Below are 15,696 nucleotides of genomic sequence, written 5' to 3' on the forward strand. Positions count from 1 at the left end.
GCCGGGGAAGGCCTAGCTGAAGCTAAGCGCCAGCCCCAGGCGCTCGAAGGCCCGCTGTTCCTGCTGCAGTTCCTGCCAGGTCAGCGGGTGCTGTTCCAGCCAGCCCGCCGGGAATTCGAGCGCCAGCGCCTCGCGCTGCGCGCCGAGGTGGAAGTCCGGCAACTCCTCCAGCAGTTCCACGTACTTGAACAGCGCCGCCAGGCGCAGGATGCCGATCATCCGGGCCAGGCGCTCGCCCTCGTCCCCATCCAGCTCGTCGAGGAGCTCGCGCTTGAGCTTGCCCCGGTGGCCTGCCACCAGCAGCGCGAGGTGTTCCTGCTCGCCCTGGGAAAAGCCCGGCATGTCGGAGTTGCGCAGCAGGTAGGCGCCGTGGCGATGAAAGTGCTTGTGCGAGATGGCCATGCCGATCTCGTGGGTGAGGGCGGCCCGCTCGACGAGTTCGCCGTCCTCCGCGCCGAGACGCCAGGCCTCGCGGCCGGCCTCGAACAGCATGCGCGCGCGCCGTGCCACCAGGGCGGCCGTCTCCGCGTCGGCGCTGTAGCGCTGCTGCATGGCGTTGATGGAGCGCTCGCGCACGTCCTCGTGGCGCAGCCGGCCGAGGAGGTCGTAGAGCACGCCCTCCCGCAGCGCCCCCTTCGAAGTGCGCATGTGCTCGATCTCGAGCACCTCGAAGATCGCCTCGGTGATGGCAATCCCGGCGCTGATGACCGGGCGACGGGCCTCCGAGAGGCCGCTGAAGGACAGTTCGTCCACGCGCTTGTGGGTCAGAACCTGCTTGCGCAGCCGCGCGAGGCTCTTGCGCGTGATGCCGCCCTCGCTCCAGCCCTCGCCCGTCACCATCGCCTCGATGGCCTGCAGGGTGCCGGAAGAGCCCACGCATTCCTGCCAGTGCTTGCTGCGGAAGGCCTTGCGGATGTGCGAGACCTCGACGCAGGCCCGATCGTAGGCCTTCTCGTACTCGCGCCGGTCCAGGCGTCCGTCGGCGAAGTGGCGCGCGGTGTAGGAGACGCAGCCCATCTGCAGGCTCTCGAGGCGCCGCGGTTCGAAGCGCTCGCCGACGATGAACTCGGTGCTGCCGCCGCCGATGTCCACGACCAGGCGGGCCGCCGTGTCGTCCGCCAGCGTATGCGCGACGCCGAGGTAGACCAGGCGCGCCTCCTCGCGGCCGTAGATTACCTCCACGGGGGCGCCGAGGATCGCCCGGGCCGGCTCGGTGAACTCGCGCCGGTTCTTCGCCTGGCGCAGGGCATTGGTGCCGACCACGCGCAGGCGCCGCGGCTCCACGCTCTGCAGCATCTGCGAGAAGCGCGACAGGCAGTCGAGGCCGCGCTGGATCGCGTCCGGCTCGAGGCGGCCGTTCTGCAGCCCGGCGCCGAGCTGGACTTTTTCGCCGAGCACCTGGCTGGGGCGCAGTTCGCCGTGCTCATAGCGAGCGACGATGAGGTGGAAGGAGTTCGAGCCGATGTCCAGGGCGGCGAGCTGGCTGCCCTCGGGAAGTTCGTCTGGGTCAGTGGCAGGCACGGCTGGTTACGTCTGGCGGTGGTCGAGGGCGCCATGGTAACGGATGGCGATGGCACTGTCGCCGTTACCCGGCGTATTCCCTCGGGGTCCGCGCGGGCATGCCGGCGAGGAGCTCGTAGCCGGTCGTTCCGGAGCCCTCGGCGACCTCGCCGACGGGGAGGTCGTCACCCCAGAGCCGGACCGGGTCGCCGACGTGCACCGGCGGCAGGTCTGTCACGTCCACGGTGATCATGTCCATGGAGACCCGGCCGGCGAGGGGTGCCCGCTGGCCGTTGACGAGCACGGCGGTGCCGCTGGCCGTCGTGCGCGGGTAGCCGTCCGCGTAGCCCGCGGCGACGGTGGCGATGCGCGAGGGCCGCCGGGCAACCCAGCTGCCGCCGTAGCCCACCGCGTCGCCGGCGGGAATCTCGCGCACGGCGATCACCGCGGACTCGAACTGCATGACGGGCAGGAGGCCGTCGCCGGCGGGGTGGCTCCGGGGCAGCGGGGTGTCGCCGTAGAGCAGGTAGCCGGGGCGGATCCAGTCGAGGTGGGTGTCCGGGCGGGCGAGCACCGCCGGGGAATTGGCGGCGGAGAGCGCCAGCGGCAGGCCGCGGGTGGCGGCGAGAAAGCGCTCGAGCTGCTCGCCGGTTTCGGGGCGGTCCAGTTCCTCGGCGCGGGCGAAGTGGGTACAGGCGACCTCGGGCAGGGCGTGCGCGCAGGCGGCGAGGCGCTCATAGGCGTCCCGGGCGTCTGCCGGGTCGAGGCCGAGCCGGTGCATGCCGGTATCGAGCTTCAGCCAGCAGCGCTGCGGGCCGGGGAGGGGCGCCGCCTCGAGCCAGGCGAGCTGCTCCGGGCCGGTGATGTTCACCGTGAGGTCCCGGGCCTGGGCTTCGACGAGGTCTGCCGGCTCGAAGGGGCCCTCGAGCAGGAGCAGCGGGGCGTCGATCCCGGCATCCCGCAGCACCGCGGCCTCGTCCAGGGTTGCCACGGCGAAGGCATCTGCGGCCCCCTCGAGGGCGCGGGCCGCGGCGATCGCCCCGTGGCCGTAGCCGTCGGCCTTGATTACCGCCATCAGTCGCGACCCGGGAGCGCGGGCTGCCGCGAGCGCCGCGTTCCCGCGCAGCCGCGCCAGGTCGATGCGGGCCCGCGTGGGACGCATCAGTAGTCGAACTTGTGCGCCGCGAAGAGTGCCTGCGCGGCGGCCCAGACCGGGCCGACCTCGCCACTGCCCACGGCCCGCCCGTCGATGGCGGTGACCGGGGCTATCTCCTTGCTGGAGCTGGTCAGCCAGACCTCGTCGGCGCTCGCGAGCTCTTCGAAGTGCACCACCCGCTCCTCCACCGGGATGTCGCTGTGCCGGCGGAGGATGTCGAGCACCAGCTCGCGGGTGATACCCGGCAGCTTCTGGTGATCCAGCGGGGGCGTGGCCACGGCGCCGCCGGCGACCAGGAAGACATTGCAGGCGGCGGCCTCGGTCAGCTCGCCGGCCTCGTTGTAGAGGATGGTCTCGTCGTTCCCCGCGGCCTGACCCTGGCGCATGTGCATGACGTTGCCGAGCAGCGCGGTGGACTTGATGTGGCAGCGCTTCCAGCGCAGGTCTTCGGCGGTGCTGACGCGGTAGCGTTTCACGATGGCCGGGTCGCCGCTCGGGGCCGGGGGTATCTCGAAGGTGTAGGCGAAAATCGTCGCCCGTGTTTCTTCCGGGAAGGCGTGATTGCGTTTCTCGTAGGCGCCCCGGCTGACGTGCAGGTAGATGCCGAGGTTGCCGGCCCCGTTGCGCTCGATGAGTTCCTCCACGAGCGCGCGCCATTCGTCTTCGGAGAGCCCGGGGTCGATCTCCAGCGCGGCGAGCCCGTCCCGCATGCGCCGCATGTGCGGCCCGAAGCCCACCAGCCGGCCGTCGTAGGATGGCACGACCTCGTAGATGCCGTCGCCGAAGAGGAAGCCCCGGTCCATGGGTGAGATGCGCGCCTCGGCCATGGGCGTCCAGGCGCCGTTCAGGTAAACGGTAGTCATGCGCTTGCCTCGCGTAGGGCCGCCGCCGCCAGGGCGCGCAGCTCGCTGATGATCGTTTCGCCGGCGGACGGGTCCATGCCGTCCTCGGTCAGGGTGTTTTCCCGGGTCACACCGTCGACGCTGCCGCGGGAGGAGAGAAAGGCGAGCAGCTCCCGCGGCCGCAGGGCGCCCAGGTGGTCCGTCGCCTCCAGCAGATCGAAGTAGGCGAGCAGGCCATAGGCGCCCCAGTTGGAAACGTCGGCCACCAGCAGCTCGTCGCAGCTGGTGGCGGCCGGGGTGATCGCGAGCTTCGCCACCGCCTCGGCGATCTTGCCCATACCGATCTCGTTGCCGCCGTCACCGATGGCGATGGTGGGACACTCGGCGAGTTCCAGGTAGCAGTCAAAGATGCCGCAGTCGGCGGAAATGTCCTCGCCGCGCATGTTGTAGTAGCGGCCGTCGGCGGCCAGGCCCGGGCGCTCGATGGAGATGATGGCGTCCGGGGTGACCTGTGCCAGGCGCAGGGTGGCCTCCTCCCGCGCCGCGTCGCGGTCCGTCGCCTGCAGCGGCAGCACGCGGAACGCGTTTTCCAGCTCGGCCGCGAGCGGCGTCGCGCAGGCGATCCAGCACTGCGCGCCGCGCTGCTCGAGGGCGCGGTAGAGCGCCATCGCGCCGACCGGGCCGTCGGTCTCGAAGGTGCCGGCCACGGGGAAGCCCGTGCCGATCAGTAGCCGGCGCGCGTCGGCGAGCAGCGCGCTGGCGCGACGGTAGTAGCCCGGTTGCAGCGCCGCGCGCAGGGACTGCATGCCGCGGGGGTTGCGCGCCACCAGGAGCTCCTCGAGGGCATCGTCAAAGCGCTTGCCGGCGGTCACGGGGTGCGCTCCCGGATGGTCCTGGAGGCTTCGAAGGCGCGGGCCAGGTGCAGCGCGTTGTGCGCGGCGTGCTGGGTAATGGGCGTGAACACCACCTCCCCACCGGGGACCTGCTGCGCGAGCGCGGCGAGATCCAGGGACAGCGCGGCGCCGATCTTCGGGTAGCCCCCGATGGTCTGGCGATCATTGAGGAGCACGATGGGCTGGCCGTCCGCCGGCAGCTGGATGGCGCCGAGGCAGATGCCCTCGGAGAGGATGCCGTCGATGTCGGCGCGGACCGCGGGGCCCTCGAGACGATAGCCCATGCGGTCCGCGCGGTCGGTGACGGCGTAGCGGCTGCCGTAGAAGCGGCGCTGGGCGAGCCGCGGGAAATGGTGCTGCTGGTAGCCGGGCACCACGCGCAGCGTGACCTGGCGCGTATAGCGCGGCCGCGCTGTTTCCGGCAGGTAGAGGCGCCGCCGCTCCCGCACCGGCTCGCAGGGGAGCAGGTCTCCCGGCGCCAGCTTGCCGCTGCCGAGCCCCCCGAGACCCTCGCGCAGTACCGTCGCCACGCTGCCGAAGGCGGGTGCCGCGCGGAAGCCCCCCGCGACGCCCAGGTAGGCGCGGCAGCCGGTGGGCGGGTGGCCTAGCTCGATGCGGTCGCCGGCACGCACCCGGTGCACTTCCCAGCCCGGTCGCTCGTCGCCGTTGATCGCCAGCGGCATGGGCGCGCCGGTAACGCAGAGGAAGGTGTCGGTCTCCGCCGTGAGGCGGGCACCGCCGAAGCTCAGCTCCACCGCGGCAGCGCCGGCGGGGTTCTCGAGGAGGCGGTTGCACAGGTCGAAGGCCTGCCGGTCCAGGGGGCCGCCATCGGTCAGGCCGAGGCGGTAGTGGCCCCGGCGCCCGGCGTCCTGGAGCAGGGCGAGGAGGCCCGGATCGTCGACGCGCAGCCCGCTCACGGCTCGCCCCCGAGAGCGAGGTATTCGTCGCGGTCGATGGGCCGGAAGCGGACCCGGTCGCCCACGGCCACCGGCATGCAGGGATCCGTGGCGGGGTCGAAGAGGCGTACCGGGCAGCGCCCCACGAGGTTCCAGCCGCCAGGGGAGGCGGCGGGATAGACCGCCGTCTGCCGGTCCGCGATGGCGATGGCGCCGCGGGGGACGCGCTGCCGCGGCGTCGCCAGCCGGGGCGCCGCGATGCGCGCGTCGACCTCGCCGAGGTAGGCAAAGCCCGGCGCGAAGCCGATGGCGTAGACGCGATACTCGGTGCCGCTGTGCAGGGCGATCACCTCGTCGGTGGTCAGCGCCGCGCGGCGGGCGAGGTCCTCGAGGTCGGCGCCGCTCTCACGGCTGTACCAGGCCGGCAGTTCCACCAGCCGACCCTCGCCGGGCTGGCCCCGCTCGAGGTCGTAGCCGATGCGGTGCAGCTCGCGGATGACGGCCATGTGGTCCGTGCGATAGGCATCGAACACCACCAGCAGGGACGCGTAGGACGGCACGAGATCGAGGAGCTGATCGCCGAGCGCGCCGGGCAGGGCGTCGGCGAGCGCCTGCACCCGTGCCGAGACGGCCGGGTCCATGGCCTCGCCGAGGTAGACCATGAGGGCACTTTCCCCCGCGGGCTGGATGACCATGTCAGGCGCCCGCTGTCTGCGCTTGCGCGCGCTCGCCGATGCGCTCGCGGATCTCGCGGATGGCGCGCACGCCTTCCTCGTTGTCGCCGTGGACGCAGAGCGTGTCGGCGGCCAGCGGCAGCCGCCGGCCGCTCGCGGTGGTCACGGCCCGGTCCCGGACCAGCGACTCCACCTGCTCGAGCATGCGCTCTCGATCGTGCACGGCCCCCGGCTCGCGCCGGGAGAGGAGATGGCCGTCATCGTCGTAGCAGCGGTCGGCGAAGGCCTCGAAGAGCAGCTCCACCCCGTGCCGGGCCGCTTCCTCGCGGTGCTCGTCGGCCGCGGCGGTGGCCAGCAGCATGAGCTTGAGGGGACGGTGGAAGCCGGCCAGGGCGGTGAGTACCGCGTCGCGGATCGCCGCGTCGCGCATCATGTCGTTGTAGAGCGCGCCGTGGGGCTTGACGTAGTCCAGGACGAGACCGGCGCAGGCGGCCATGCCGTCGAGGGCGGCGATCTGGTAGCGCAGCGTGGCGATGAGCTCCTCCCGGGACAGGTTCATGGAGCGCCGGCCGAAGCCGACGAGGTCCGGGTAGGCCGGGTGCGCGCCGACGCGAACGCCGTGCTCCCGCGCCAGGGCGAGCGTCTCGGCCAGGGTCAGCGGGTCGCCGCCGTGGAAGCCGCAGGCGATGTTGGCGAGGTCGATGTGGGGCATGACGTGGGCATCCATGCCCATGCGCCAGGGGCCGTAGCTCTCGCCGAGGTCACAGTTGAGCAGCACCGGGCACCTCCTAGAGCACGGCCAGCCGGCTGTTGCGCAGGTCAGTGACCAGCATGCAGCCGGGGCTGTGGGTAATGGCTACGGGGGGCCGGGCGTGCGCCAGCGCCACCTGCGGCGTGACCCCGCAGGCCCAGAACACGGGGAGCTCTTCCGGTGCCACGGGGACCGGGTCGCCGTAGTCCGGTGCGCCGAGGTCGTCGATGCCGATGAGCGCCGGGTCGCCCAGGTGCACCGGCGCGCCGTGCACCGCCGGAAAGCGGGTGCAGACCTGGATCGCCCGGATGGCGTCGGCGGCGCGGAAGGGGCGCATGCTTACCACCATGTCGCCGTGGAAGCGCCCGGCGGGGGCACAGGGCAGGGTCGTACGGTACATGGGCACGTTGCAACCCAGGCTGACGTTGCGCACTTCGAGTCCGTCGGCGAGCAGTGCCTCCTCGAAGGAGAAGGAGCAGCCGAGGGCGAAGGCGACGAAATCGTCCCGCCAGCGGTCGGCGATGCTTACCGGCTCGGCGGTTACCTCGCCATCCTCAAAGACCCGGTAGCGCGGCAGGTCGTCGCGGACATCGATGTCGCCGAGGGCGGGGAGTGCCGGGTCCCCGGGGGCAGGGCTCACGGCAAGGAGGGGGCAGGGTTTGGGGTTGGCCTGGCAGAAGCGAAGGAAGTCGGCCGCGTACGCCTCCGGCAGCACCACCAGGTTGCACTGCACATGTCCCGGGGCGAAACCCGAGGTGTTGTCGGTAAAGGCGCCGCTGCGCATGGCTGCGCGCAGGGCGGCGGGTGTCGCGTGACGATCCATGGTCGACTCCGATCGGTGCCAGCGCCTATAGTATGGCCGCACTATAACGCGACCGGGTATACCGCTACCGGGATAGCCTTTCCCCCAGCCACGGTCCTTAAGTGCCAATAATACGTAGACAACGAGGATCCAGCATGCCCCACCCCAGCGTGACCGCCGAGACCCTGCCGCACAAGCCCGCCATCATCATGGGCGGCAGCGGTGAGATCGTCACCTACCGCGAGCTCGACGAGCGCTCCAACCAGGGCGCGCAGCTGCTGCGCAGTCTCGGTCTCGAGAAGGGGGACCATGTCGCGCTCATGCTCGAGAACTGCCGGCAGTTCCTAGAGATCTGCTTTGCCTGCCAGCGCTCCGGGATCATCTACACGCCCGTGAGCACGCACCTGAAGGCCGACGAAACGCGCTACATCCTCGAGAACTGCGGAGCGAAGCTGTTTATCACCTCGCCGAAGCTGCACGACGTCGCCGGGAAGATGCTCGACGGCGCCGGCGCCGTGCGTCACTTCTACATGGTCGGCGGCATTGCCGACGGCTTCGAGAGCTGGGAGGAGGCCGTGGACCGGCAGCCGTCGGAGCGCATCGCCGACGAGGCCTACGGCGTGGACATGCTCTATTCCTCGGGCACTACCGGCAAGCCCAAGGGCGTTTTCATCACGCCGCCCACGGACGACCCCTACGCCGAGCACCCCATGGCGCCGAGTCTCGGTGCGGCCTTCGGCTTCAGCGACGAGACCGTCTACCTGTCGCCGGCGCCGCTCTACCACGCGGCGCCGCTGCGCTACAACATGATGGTGCTGTCGCTCGGCGGCACGACCGTCGTCATGGAGAAGTTCGAGCCGGAGGCGGCGCTGGCGCTGATCCAGGAGCACCGCTGCACCCACAGCCAGTGGGTGCCTATCATGTTCATCCGCATGCTCAAGCTACCCCGGGAAGCGCGCGAGCAGTACGACGTTTCCAGCATGCAGTTCGCGATCCACGCGGCCGCCCCCTGTCCCATCGAGGTCAAGGAGCAGATGATCGAGTGGTGGGGCCCAGTGATCGTCGAGTACTACGCCGCGAGCGAAGCGATCGGCATCACCATCATCGACTCCGCCGCCTGGCTCACCCACAAGGGCTCCGTGGGCCCGGCGGTGCTGGGCCAGATCCACATGGTCGACGACGACGGCAACGAGCTGCCCGCCGGAGAGATCGGCACGGTGTACTTCTCCGGCGAGCAGGCGAGCTTCCAGTACCACGGCGAGCCGGAGAAGACTGCCGAGGCGTTCGACCACCGCGGCTGGGCCACCACCGGCGACGTGGGCTACGTGGACGAGGACGGCTTCCTGTACCTCACGGACCGCAAGCATTTCACCATCATCTCCGGCGGTGTGAACATCTACCCGCAGGAAATCGAGAACATCCTCATCACCCACGGCAAGGTAGCCGACGTGGCGGTGTTCGGCGTGCCGGACGAGGAGTTCGGGGAGACGGTCACCGCCGTGGTGCAGCCGCTCAACTGGGCCGATGCGACCGACGAGGTGGCCATCGAGCTCATGGAGTGGCTGCGCGAGCGCCTCGCCTCGCTCAAGGTGCCGAAGGCGCTGCACTGGCACCCGAAGTTGCCGCGGATGGATAACGGCAAGCTCTACAAGCGCCATCTCGCCGAGGAGTTCCGCGGCGGGGCGCGGGCCGATGATGGTCCCAGCGTGGATCCGGAGTCGGACGGAAAGGACTGAACAAGCCCTGTGGGAGGTGCGCCCTCGCGCCGAACCTGTTTTTGCTCGGGGAAGGCTGTCGCGGCGAGGGCAACGCTCCCAAAGAGGGCCCACCCCGATGGCGTGGTGACCCGGTCCCAAGCCCGTGACTTTAAGCTTTATTTAGTTCCCGCAGGCTTTCTATGAAATCTATCATTGTTCACTACCATATCTTCAAGAACAGCGGATCAACTTTCGATGAGGTCCTCCGACGTAACTACCGGGATGGGCACGTGGAATTTGATGGACCGTTTGACTTCTTCAAGATAAATCAGGATGAGCTTCTCAAGATTCTACGAAACCTGACGGCGACATCCTGTTCCTCACACCAGATTAACCTTCCTGTACCAACCTCCATCGATATTCGAGCGCTCCCGGTGGTATTCCTCCGCCATCCGATGCTGCGCATTCGTTCGATTTTTAGGTACGGAAAGCGTATCGGCGGTGATTGTGCGGAGCGGGGGGGGGATTTTGCCCGCTGGATTCGTATTGGGCCGCAAAGCCCCGGTCGCATGAGGATCCTCAGCAATGCGCAGACGCAGGCGCTGGCCGGCGTATACGGTCGAGAGGCCGTGTTTCGTCGGACGGAGAGCGGGGGTTTTCGGTTGGATTTCGAGCAGGCAATAAGGAATCTTTCCAGTGTTGAATTGCTAGCCAGAACAGAGCATTTCGACCGTGATGTGGCAGCCTTTGCGAACCCTCTTCAGCAGCATGGTATTGAGTTCAACCATGTGCCTATCGAGCCTGAAAACGTCACCACACACGACTTCGATCGGCCCCTAGCCGATCGCCTGGAGCAGATTCGCGTGCAGATCGGTGACGAGCTTTAGAAAAGGCTGACGTCATGGAATGATCAGGATCTTGCTCTTTACAACTATGCCTGCCAGCGATTGACTTAGGCGGCTCCTCAAATGGCTGAGAGCGGGCTCGCTCAGGATGCCGAGTCCGCCCCAGGGGGCAGCGCGCCCCCGCACGGGCTGCTATGCGGTGAGCAAATCCCTCCTGCCCTGACTGCTCACCGGGTGACGGATCGCTTCTTTAGCAATGTTCACTTCCAGCGCCATGCGCGCGACTTCCAATAGTCCCGGGTCGATCTGGTAGTTCCTGTAAGCCTTCAGCCAATCAAGCACCTCCGCCAGATGCCAGATTGAGGCACTGCCGTCATGAACCGGCAATGGGAACGTTGCCCGGTGAGCAAGCATGAGTTTACGCATTGCCTGACGGGAAACCCCCACGAAATCGGCGACATCCGTCAGGCCGACAAGATCCGGCGAGGCTTCGATCAGCGTCGCCGAAGGAACCGCGTGCTTAACATCGGCGAGAGCCGTGCGAACCGCTTCTTCGGCACTGTCGGCTTCGCGGGAAAATTCCAGCGCCAGGCGTCCCGGTTGCCCCACACCAACCAGGCCATCATCACAACCGGCGGCTCCGAGGCGCTCCACCAGGGCATCCTGATCGCAATCCTGTTCAGCCAGTTGGTACTTCAGCGTAAAGATGTACTCCACGGCTCACTCCTTCGGTTCCGGTTTGCCCCGGCGCTGATGAGCGGTGCACTTTTCCACCACCCTGCGCAGCGCCCGCGCGTGGCTGCCAGGGTTTCTCGGCGTGCTCCACACACTTGCGATGCAGAACTCGCCACAGCGGCATTGGTCATCGTTGTATGGGCAGTAAATTCTGCCCCAGGCGTGACTGCCGCCGGCTACGACTCGCCATCCCTCCGTTTCAAGGTGGCTGAGCGCAGCCTCAACTTCCTTTTTCGGATGCGCTGGCCGCGTCATTTCCTGACTCGCATAGTGGGGGTGATAGGCGGGGTTGTCAAGTGACAACCGCCAGTGTCGAACCAGTGTCGAAAGAGCCGAGGCTCGCGCATGAGCCCCACCCTGATTGAAAGACAAAGTCCTGTGCACAGCTACCATCGGGAAAGCGACACCTCTACCCGTAACAGACGCGACGAGGAGCTCAACGTCATCACCGATTTCATGGAGAACGCGCAACCCGGTCGTGACCGTACCAACGTGACTCGCGCTGCGCAGGATGCAGGATGTCTTACAAAAAGCCTTGGGCCAACAATCCAATGAAGCGGACTATGGGTGAGATCCCTTGACGGACGAGAGTCGTTGGCGAAGTTCCACGGGGGCAGCGTGCCGGCGGAACGGCAGGTAGAACACCGGCAGGACGAACAGCGTGAACAGCGTGCCCACGAGCATGCCCGCGGCGATCATGAGGCCGATACCGAAGCGCGCGTTGGCGCCGGCGCCGGAGGCGAGCAGCAGCGGCAGCACACCGAGGACCGTCGCGAAAGTGGTCATGAGAATCGGCCGCAGGCGCAGGGCCGCGGCTTCCAGCACCGCGGCGCGCCGGTCAGCGCCCCGCGCCGTGAGCTGGTTGGCGAACTCCACGATGAGGATCCCGTGCTTGCTGATGAGGCCGATGAGCGTCAGCAGGCCGATCTGCGTGTAGATATTCAGGGTCACCACGCCGAGGGCAATGGGGACCACCGCGCCGAAGATCGACAGGGGCACGGCGACGAGCACCACCAGCGGGTCGCGGAAGCTGTTGAACTGTGCCGCGAGCACCAGGAAGATCAGGATCAGGGACAGGGCGAAGAGCACCGGGAAGCTGCCGCTCTCCTGCACGAAGCGTCGCGACTCGCCGGTGTAGCCGGCGCGGAAGGACGGTGGCGCGAGCTCGGCGAGGGTCTCCTCGAGGAAGGCAAGGCCGGTGCCGAGGGTGTTCGGCGGCATGACCAGGCCCTGGATCGTCGTGCTGTTGAGCTGCTGGTACTGGCTCAGCTGGTTCGGCTGCACCCGGTGCTCCAGGCGGATCACGCTAGACAGCGGGACCAGCTCGTTGCTGGCGGTGCGTAGGTAGTACTTCTCGAGCTCCTCTTCGGTAAGCCGGAAATCCCGCCCCGCCTGGGGAATCACCTTGTAGCTGCGGTCCGCGGCCGAGAAGCGGTTGACCTCCGCCTCGCCGAGCATCACCGCGAGGGTCTGGCCGATATCGCGCATGGCGATGCCCAGGCGCGCGGCGCGCTCGCGGTCGATGCGCACCTCCACTTCCGGGCGATTGAAGTCCAGGGTCTGGTTTACGAAGATGAACAGGCCCGATTCCCGGGCGCGCTGCAGCAACTCCTCGCCGACCCGGTAGACCTCCTCCTGCGGCGCCGTCGAGGCGACCACGAAGGCCAGCGGCAGGCCGCCGTCGGCGCCGGGCAGGGACGGCGTGCCGAAGGAGAACAGTTCCATGCCGGCGATGCCCGCGAGGCGCCGCTGGAACTGGGCCTGCACCTGCTGCTGCGTGCGCTTCCGCTCGTCCCAGTGGGTGAGCGTCAGCCCGCCGAAGTTGCTTGAGGGCTCGATCACCTGCCAGGACGATGCCACTTCCGGCATGTCCTGCCAGAGGTCGACCACCTGGTCGAGGTAGCGGTTGATGTAGTCGAGGTTGGCATAGCTCGGCGCGACCCCGACGTAGAAGACGCCGCCGGTGTCCTCCTCCGGGGCGAGCTCGTTCTGCGCCAGCAGGAACAGCACGGGCAGGGCGGCGAGGATGGCCGCCGCGAACAGCAGCACCGCGCCGCGGTTGGCGAGGCAGCTATCGAGGAGGCGCTGGTAGCGCCCGGTGAGCAGGCCGAAACGCTCGTCGAGCCAGTCGGCAAAGCGGCCCTGTTCGCCGTGGCTCTTCAGTACGCGGGACGACATGACCGGGCTCAGGGTGAGGGCGATGAGCCCCGAGACGAGCACGGCGCCGGCGAGGGTCAGCGCAAACTCGCTGAACAGCGCGCCGGTGAGGCCGCCGATAAAGGCGATGGGCGCGTAGACCGCCGCCAGGGTCAGGGTCATGGCGACCACCGGCATGGCCACCTCGCGGGCGCCGGTAATTGCCGCCTGCAGGGGCGTGGCGCCTTCCTCCACGTGCCGGTGCACGTTCTCCACCACCACGATGGCGTCATCGACGACGAGGCCGATGGCGATAACCATGGCCAGCAGCGTGAGCAGGTTGAGGGAAAAGCCCATGGCGAGCACGAGCGCGACCACGCCGATGAGCGACAGCGGGATGGTCACCAGCGGCACCAGCACCACGCGGAACGAGCCCAGGAACAGGTAGATCACGGCGATGACGATGAGCGCGGCCTCGACCAGGGTGCTCGCGACCTCGCGCAGCGCGGCATCGACGGCGATGCTGCCGTCCCAGTCAAGGCGGAGTTCCAGGTCCGCCGGGAGCGAGGCACGGATCTTCGGCAGCTGCGCGTGCAGCGCCGCGGACACCTCCAGCGGGTTGGCGTCCGGCGTCGGTTCGATGGCCATGAACACCGCCGGCTTGCCGCTCGAAAAAGCGCGCGACTGGTTGTTTTCCGCAGCCAGTTCCACCTCCGCGACATCGAGCAGGCGCACCTGCCGGTCGCCCTCCTGGCGGACCACCAGGCGTTCGAAATCCTCCACCGTCTGCATGTCGGTGCGGGCGTCGACGTTGATGCGCACGAGGTTGCCCTCGGTGGCGCCCGCGGTGCTGATGAAATTGTCCCGGCGCACCGCCTCGGCGACATCCGCGGCAGTGACGCCTAGGGCCGCCATGCGCACCGGGTCGAGCCAGATGCGCATGGCCAGGGGTCGGCCGAAGATGGCTGCCTTGCCGACGCCGTCGAGGGTCGCAATTTCCGGCTGCACGCTGCGCAGCAGGTAGTCGTTGATCTGGAACGGCGTCATCTGCTGGCTGGTGAAGGCCAGGTACATGAGCGCATCTTCGCCGGTCCCGGTGGCGATGACCGGGTCCTCCACGTCCCGGGGAATCTCGTCCCGGGCCTGGGCCACCTTGGCGACGACCTCCGTGAGCACCTGGTCCGTGTCCTCGCCCAGCCGGACGTGGACGTCGATGGTGGAAACCCCCGCGCTGCTGGTAGCCGAGAGGTAGTCAATGCCGGCGGCACCGGCGATATTGACCTGCAGCGGGGTGGTCACGAAGCCCTGCACCGTGCGTGCGCTGGCGCCCGGGTAGACGGTGGTAACGGAAATGACCGAGCGTTCGAGGCCGGGAAACTCGCGGATGCCGACGCGGGAGAGGGAGGCGAGGCCGAACAGGAGGACCAGGGCGCTGACCACGATGGCCAGCACCGGCCGCTCGATGAAGCGGTCCGTGAAGCGCATCAGGCGCCGGGCCCCGCGTCGCCCTCGAGGACGACCCGGGCGCCACGGTAAAGCTTGTTCTGGCCCACGCTGACCACGCGGTCACCGGCGCGCAGCCCGGCGAGAATGGCCACGCGGCCGTCGCGCACCGCACCGGTGGTGACCACCCGCGGTTCCACGCTGAGGCCCTCGGCGTCTTCGTGTACGAGGTACACGAGGTTGCCCTGGAGCGAAAAGGTGACGGACGTTTCCGGCACGGTAACGTGGGTCGCGGTCTCACCGAGGTCCACGCGCAGGCTCGCGAACATCCCGGGCAGCAGGCCGTCCGTCTCCTCCAGCTGCGCGCGAACGAGCAGGTTGCGCGTGCCCGGGTCCGCGGCGGCGTCCAGCGCCTCGAGGCGCGCGGCGTAACGCCGGCCCGGGAAGGCCGCGGTACTGACGCTCATCTCGAGGCCGGGGCGCAGCCGCGGTGCGTAGCGGGCCGGGACAGTGAAATCGACCTCGAGGGCAGAGCGGTCCTGCAGGGTCGCGATGGCGGTGCCGGACTCGAGGTAATCGCCAACGCGGACGCGGATGATGCCGAGGGTGCCGGCAAAGGGCGCGCGGATGCGCTTGTTGTCGATGCGCGCCTCGAGCTCTGCAAGTTGCGCCGTGGCTGCCTGCAGGTCCGCGCGGGAGCGGTCGTACTGGCTCTGGGGGATGGATTTCTGTTTCACCAGGCTCTGGTCGCGCTCGAAGAGGAGCCGCGCGAGCTCGAGGTTGGCCTGCTGGCGTTCCCGGGCCGCCTGCTCGACGCTGTCGTTGAGCACCAGGAGCAGGTCGCCTGCGGCCACGTTCTGGCCGGAACGGACCGCGATTTCCGTGATCTCGCCGCTGGTCTCGGCGGCGAGTTCGACGCCGCGCACGGCGCGGATGGTACCGACCGCATCGAGGACGTTGCGCCACGGGGCCAGCTCGGCCGTCGTGGCGCTCACGGTGATCAGCGGCTGCGGCGGCGGGTTGGCGAGGGCGGTGAAGCGTTGCGCCAGGTAAAGGCCGATGGCGCCGAAGATGGCCAGCAGGAGGGCGAGGGCAATGAGGTAGGCGCGCAAGGCAGCTCCTTTGTTTTGCTGTTGTTCTTCCGCTGTCGATGTCAGGGCTGCTGTTGTTCGCGGCCTGTGCTGTCGCGAGCCGGGTGGTCGGCCCCCCGCCGAGTTTACGGCCCCCCCGGCCCCTTGACAAAGATCAAGAGACGCCGGTTTACGCCGGCGGGCGCGCTGGGCGGGGCACCGGGGAAACGGTATGCTCAGGGGGATGGTATGAAGG

Annotated in this window: 14 protein-coding genes; 3 read left to right on the forward strand and 11 right to left on the reverse strand. The window is 68.6% G+C overall.

The genetic code is table 11. The annotated features are described in order from the left end of the window. Window positions 1-12: 12 nt before the first annotated feature. The 8 genes from RKE50_RS05420 to RKE50_RS05455 all read right to left on the reverse strand — a co-directional run bounded on the left by RKE50_RS05420 (window position 13) and on the right by RKE50_RS05455 (window position 7,535). Window positions 13-1,521: a Ppx/GppA phosphatase family protein gene (locus tag RKE50_RS05420; RefSeq protein WP_350035002.1), complete on the reverse strand. Its 1,509-nt coding sequence runs from the start codon at window positions 1,519-1,521 to the stop codon at window positions 13-15. 64 nt (window positions 1,522-1,585) lie between these two features. Further along, on the reverse strand, window positions 1,586-2,662 hold the full coding sequence (gene alr / locus RKE50_RS05425) for an alanine racemase (protein WP_350035003.1): 1,077 nt from the start codon (window positions 2,660-2,662) through the stop codon (window positions 1,586-1,588). Beyond that, a complete protein-coding gene (locus RKE50_RS05430) occupies window positions 2,662-3,519 on the reverse strand; it encodes an aminotransferase class IV (RefSeq protein WP_350035005.1) in 858 nt (285 codons plus the stop codon). The genes alr and RKE50_RS05430 overlap by 1 nt, the downstream gene beginning before the upstream one ends. Further along, on the reverse strand, window positions 3,516-4,370 hold the full coding sequence (locus RKE50_RS05435) for a glutamate cyclase domain-containing protein (protein WP_350035007.1): 855 nt from the start codon (window positions 4,368-4,370) through the stop codon (window positions 3,516-3,518). Before RKE50_RS05435 ends, RKE50_RS05430 begins: the two co-directional genes overlap by 4 nt. Beyond that, the gene (locus tag RKE50_RS05440; RefSeq protein ID WP_350035008.1) at window positions 4,367-5,308 is read right to left on the reverse strand and encodes a 5-oxoprolinase subunit C family protein; all 942 of its coding nucleotides are present in this window, start codon (window positions 5,306-5,308) and stop codon (window positions 4,367-4,369) included. The genes RKE50_RS05435 and RKE50_RS05440 overlap by 4 nt, the downstream gene beginning before the upstream one ends. Beyond that, the gene (gene pxpB / locus RKE50_RS05445; protein ID WP_350035009.1) at window positions 5,305-5,982 is read right to left on the reverse strand and encodes a 5-oxoprolinase subunit PxpB; all 678 of its coding nucleotides are present in this window, start codon (window positions 5,980-5,982) and stop codon (window positions 5,305-5,307) included. The genes RKE50_RS05440 and pxpB overlap by 4 nt, the downstream gene beginning before the upstream one ends. A 1-nt stretch (window position 5,983) precedes the next feature. Continuing rightward, on the reverse strand, window positions 5,984-6,739 hold the full coding sequence (locus RKE50_RS05450; protein ID WP_350035010.1) for a 5-oxoprolinase subunit PxpA: 756 nt from the start codon (window positions 6,737-6,739) through the stop codon (window positions 5,984-5,986). Between the two features lie 10 nt (window positions 6,740-6,749). Next, complete coding sequence (locus tag RKE50_RS05455; RefSeq protein ID WP_350035012.1) at window positions 6,750-7,535, reverse strand: putative hydro-lyase; 786 nt, start codon at window positions 7,533-7,535, stop codon at window positions 6,750-6,752. A 134-nt stretch (window positions 7,536-7,669) separates the two neighbouring features. Between RKE50_RS05455 and RKE50_RS05460 the strand changes: the two genes are divergently transcribed. Beyond that, complete coding sequence (locus RKE50_RS05460) at window positions 7,670-9,250, forward strand: acyl-CoA synthetase (RefSeq protein WP_350035013.1); 1,581 nt, start codon at window positions 7,670-7,672, stop codon at window positions 9,248-9,250. Between the two features lie 161 nt (window positions 9,251-9,411). After that, complete coding sequence (locus RKE50_RS05465) at window positions 9,412-10,098, forward strand: hypothetical protein (protein ID WP_350035014.1); 687 nt, start codon at window positions 9,412-9,414, stop codon at window positions 10,096-10,098. Between the two features lie 150 nt (window positions 10,099-10,248). On the opposite strand, the gene RKE50_RS05470 is transcribed toward RKE50_RS05465, so the two are convergent. Continuing rightward, the gene (locus RKE50_RS05470; RefSeq protein ID WP_350035015.1) at window positions 10,249-10,773 is read right to left on the reverse strand and encodes a helix-turn-helix transcriptional regulator; all 525 of its coding nucleotides are present in this window, start codon (window positions 10,771-10,773) and stop codon (window positions 10,249-10,251) included. A gap of 363 nt (window positions 10,774-11,136) precedes the next feature. On the opposite strand from RKE50_RS05470, the gene RKE50_RS05475 reads away from it, so the two are divergent. Continuing rightward, window positions 11,137-11,346 carry a hypothetical protein gene (locus RKE50_RS05475; protein ID WP_350035017.1) on the forward strand — a complete coding sequence of 70 codons (210 nt, stop codon included), beginning with the start codon at window positions 11,137-11,139 and terminating at the stop codon, window positions 11,344-11,346. 6 nt (window positions 11,347-11,352) lie between these two features. Here RKE50_RS05475 and RKE50_RS05480 read toward each other — a convergent pair whose 3' ends face one another. Both RKE50_RS05480 and RKE50_RS05485 read right to left on the reverse strand, forming a co-directional pair. After that, a complete protein-coding gene (locus tag RKE50_RS05480; protein ID WP_350035018.1) occupies window positions 11,353-14,412 on the reverse strand; it encodes an efflux RND transporter permease subunit in 3,060 nt (1,019 codons plus the stop codon). Then, window positions 14,412-15,482 carry an efflux RND transporter periplasmic adaptor subunit gene (locus RKE50_RS05485; protein ID WP_350035019.1) on the reverse strand — a complete coding sequence of 357 codons (1,071 nt, stop codon included), beginning with the start codon at window positions 15,480-15,482 and terminating at the stop codon, window positions 14,412-14,414. The genes RKE50_RS05480 and RKE50_RS05485 overlap by 1 nt, the downstream gene beginning before the upstream one ends. Between the last annotated feature and the right edge of the window lie 214 nt (window positions 15,483-15,696).

The sequence above is a fragment of the Pseudohaliea sp. genome (genome assembly GCF_040217025.1).
Classification (GTDB): Bacteria; Pseudomonadota; Gammaproteobacteria; order Pseudomonadales; family Halieaceae; genus Pseudohaliea.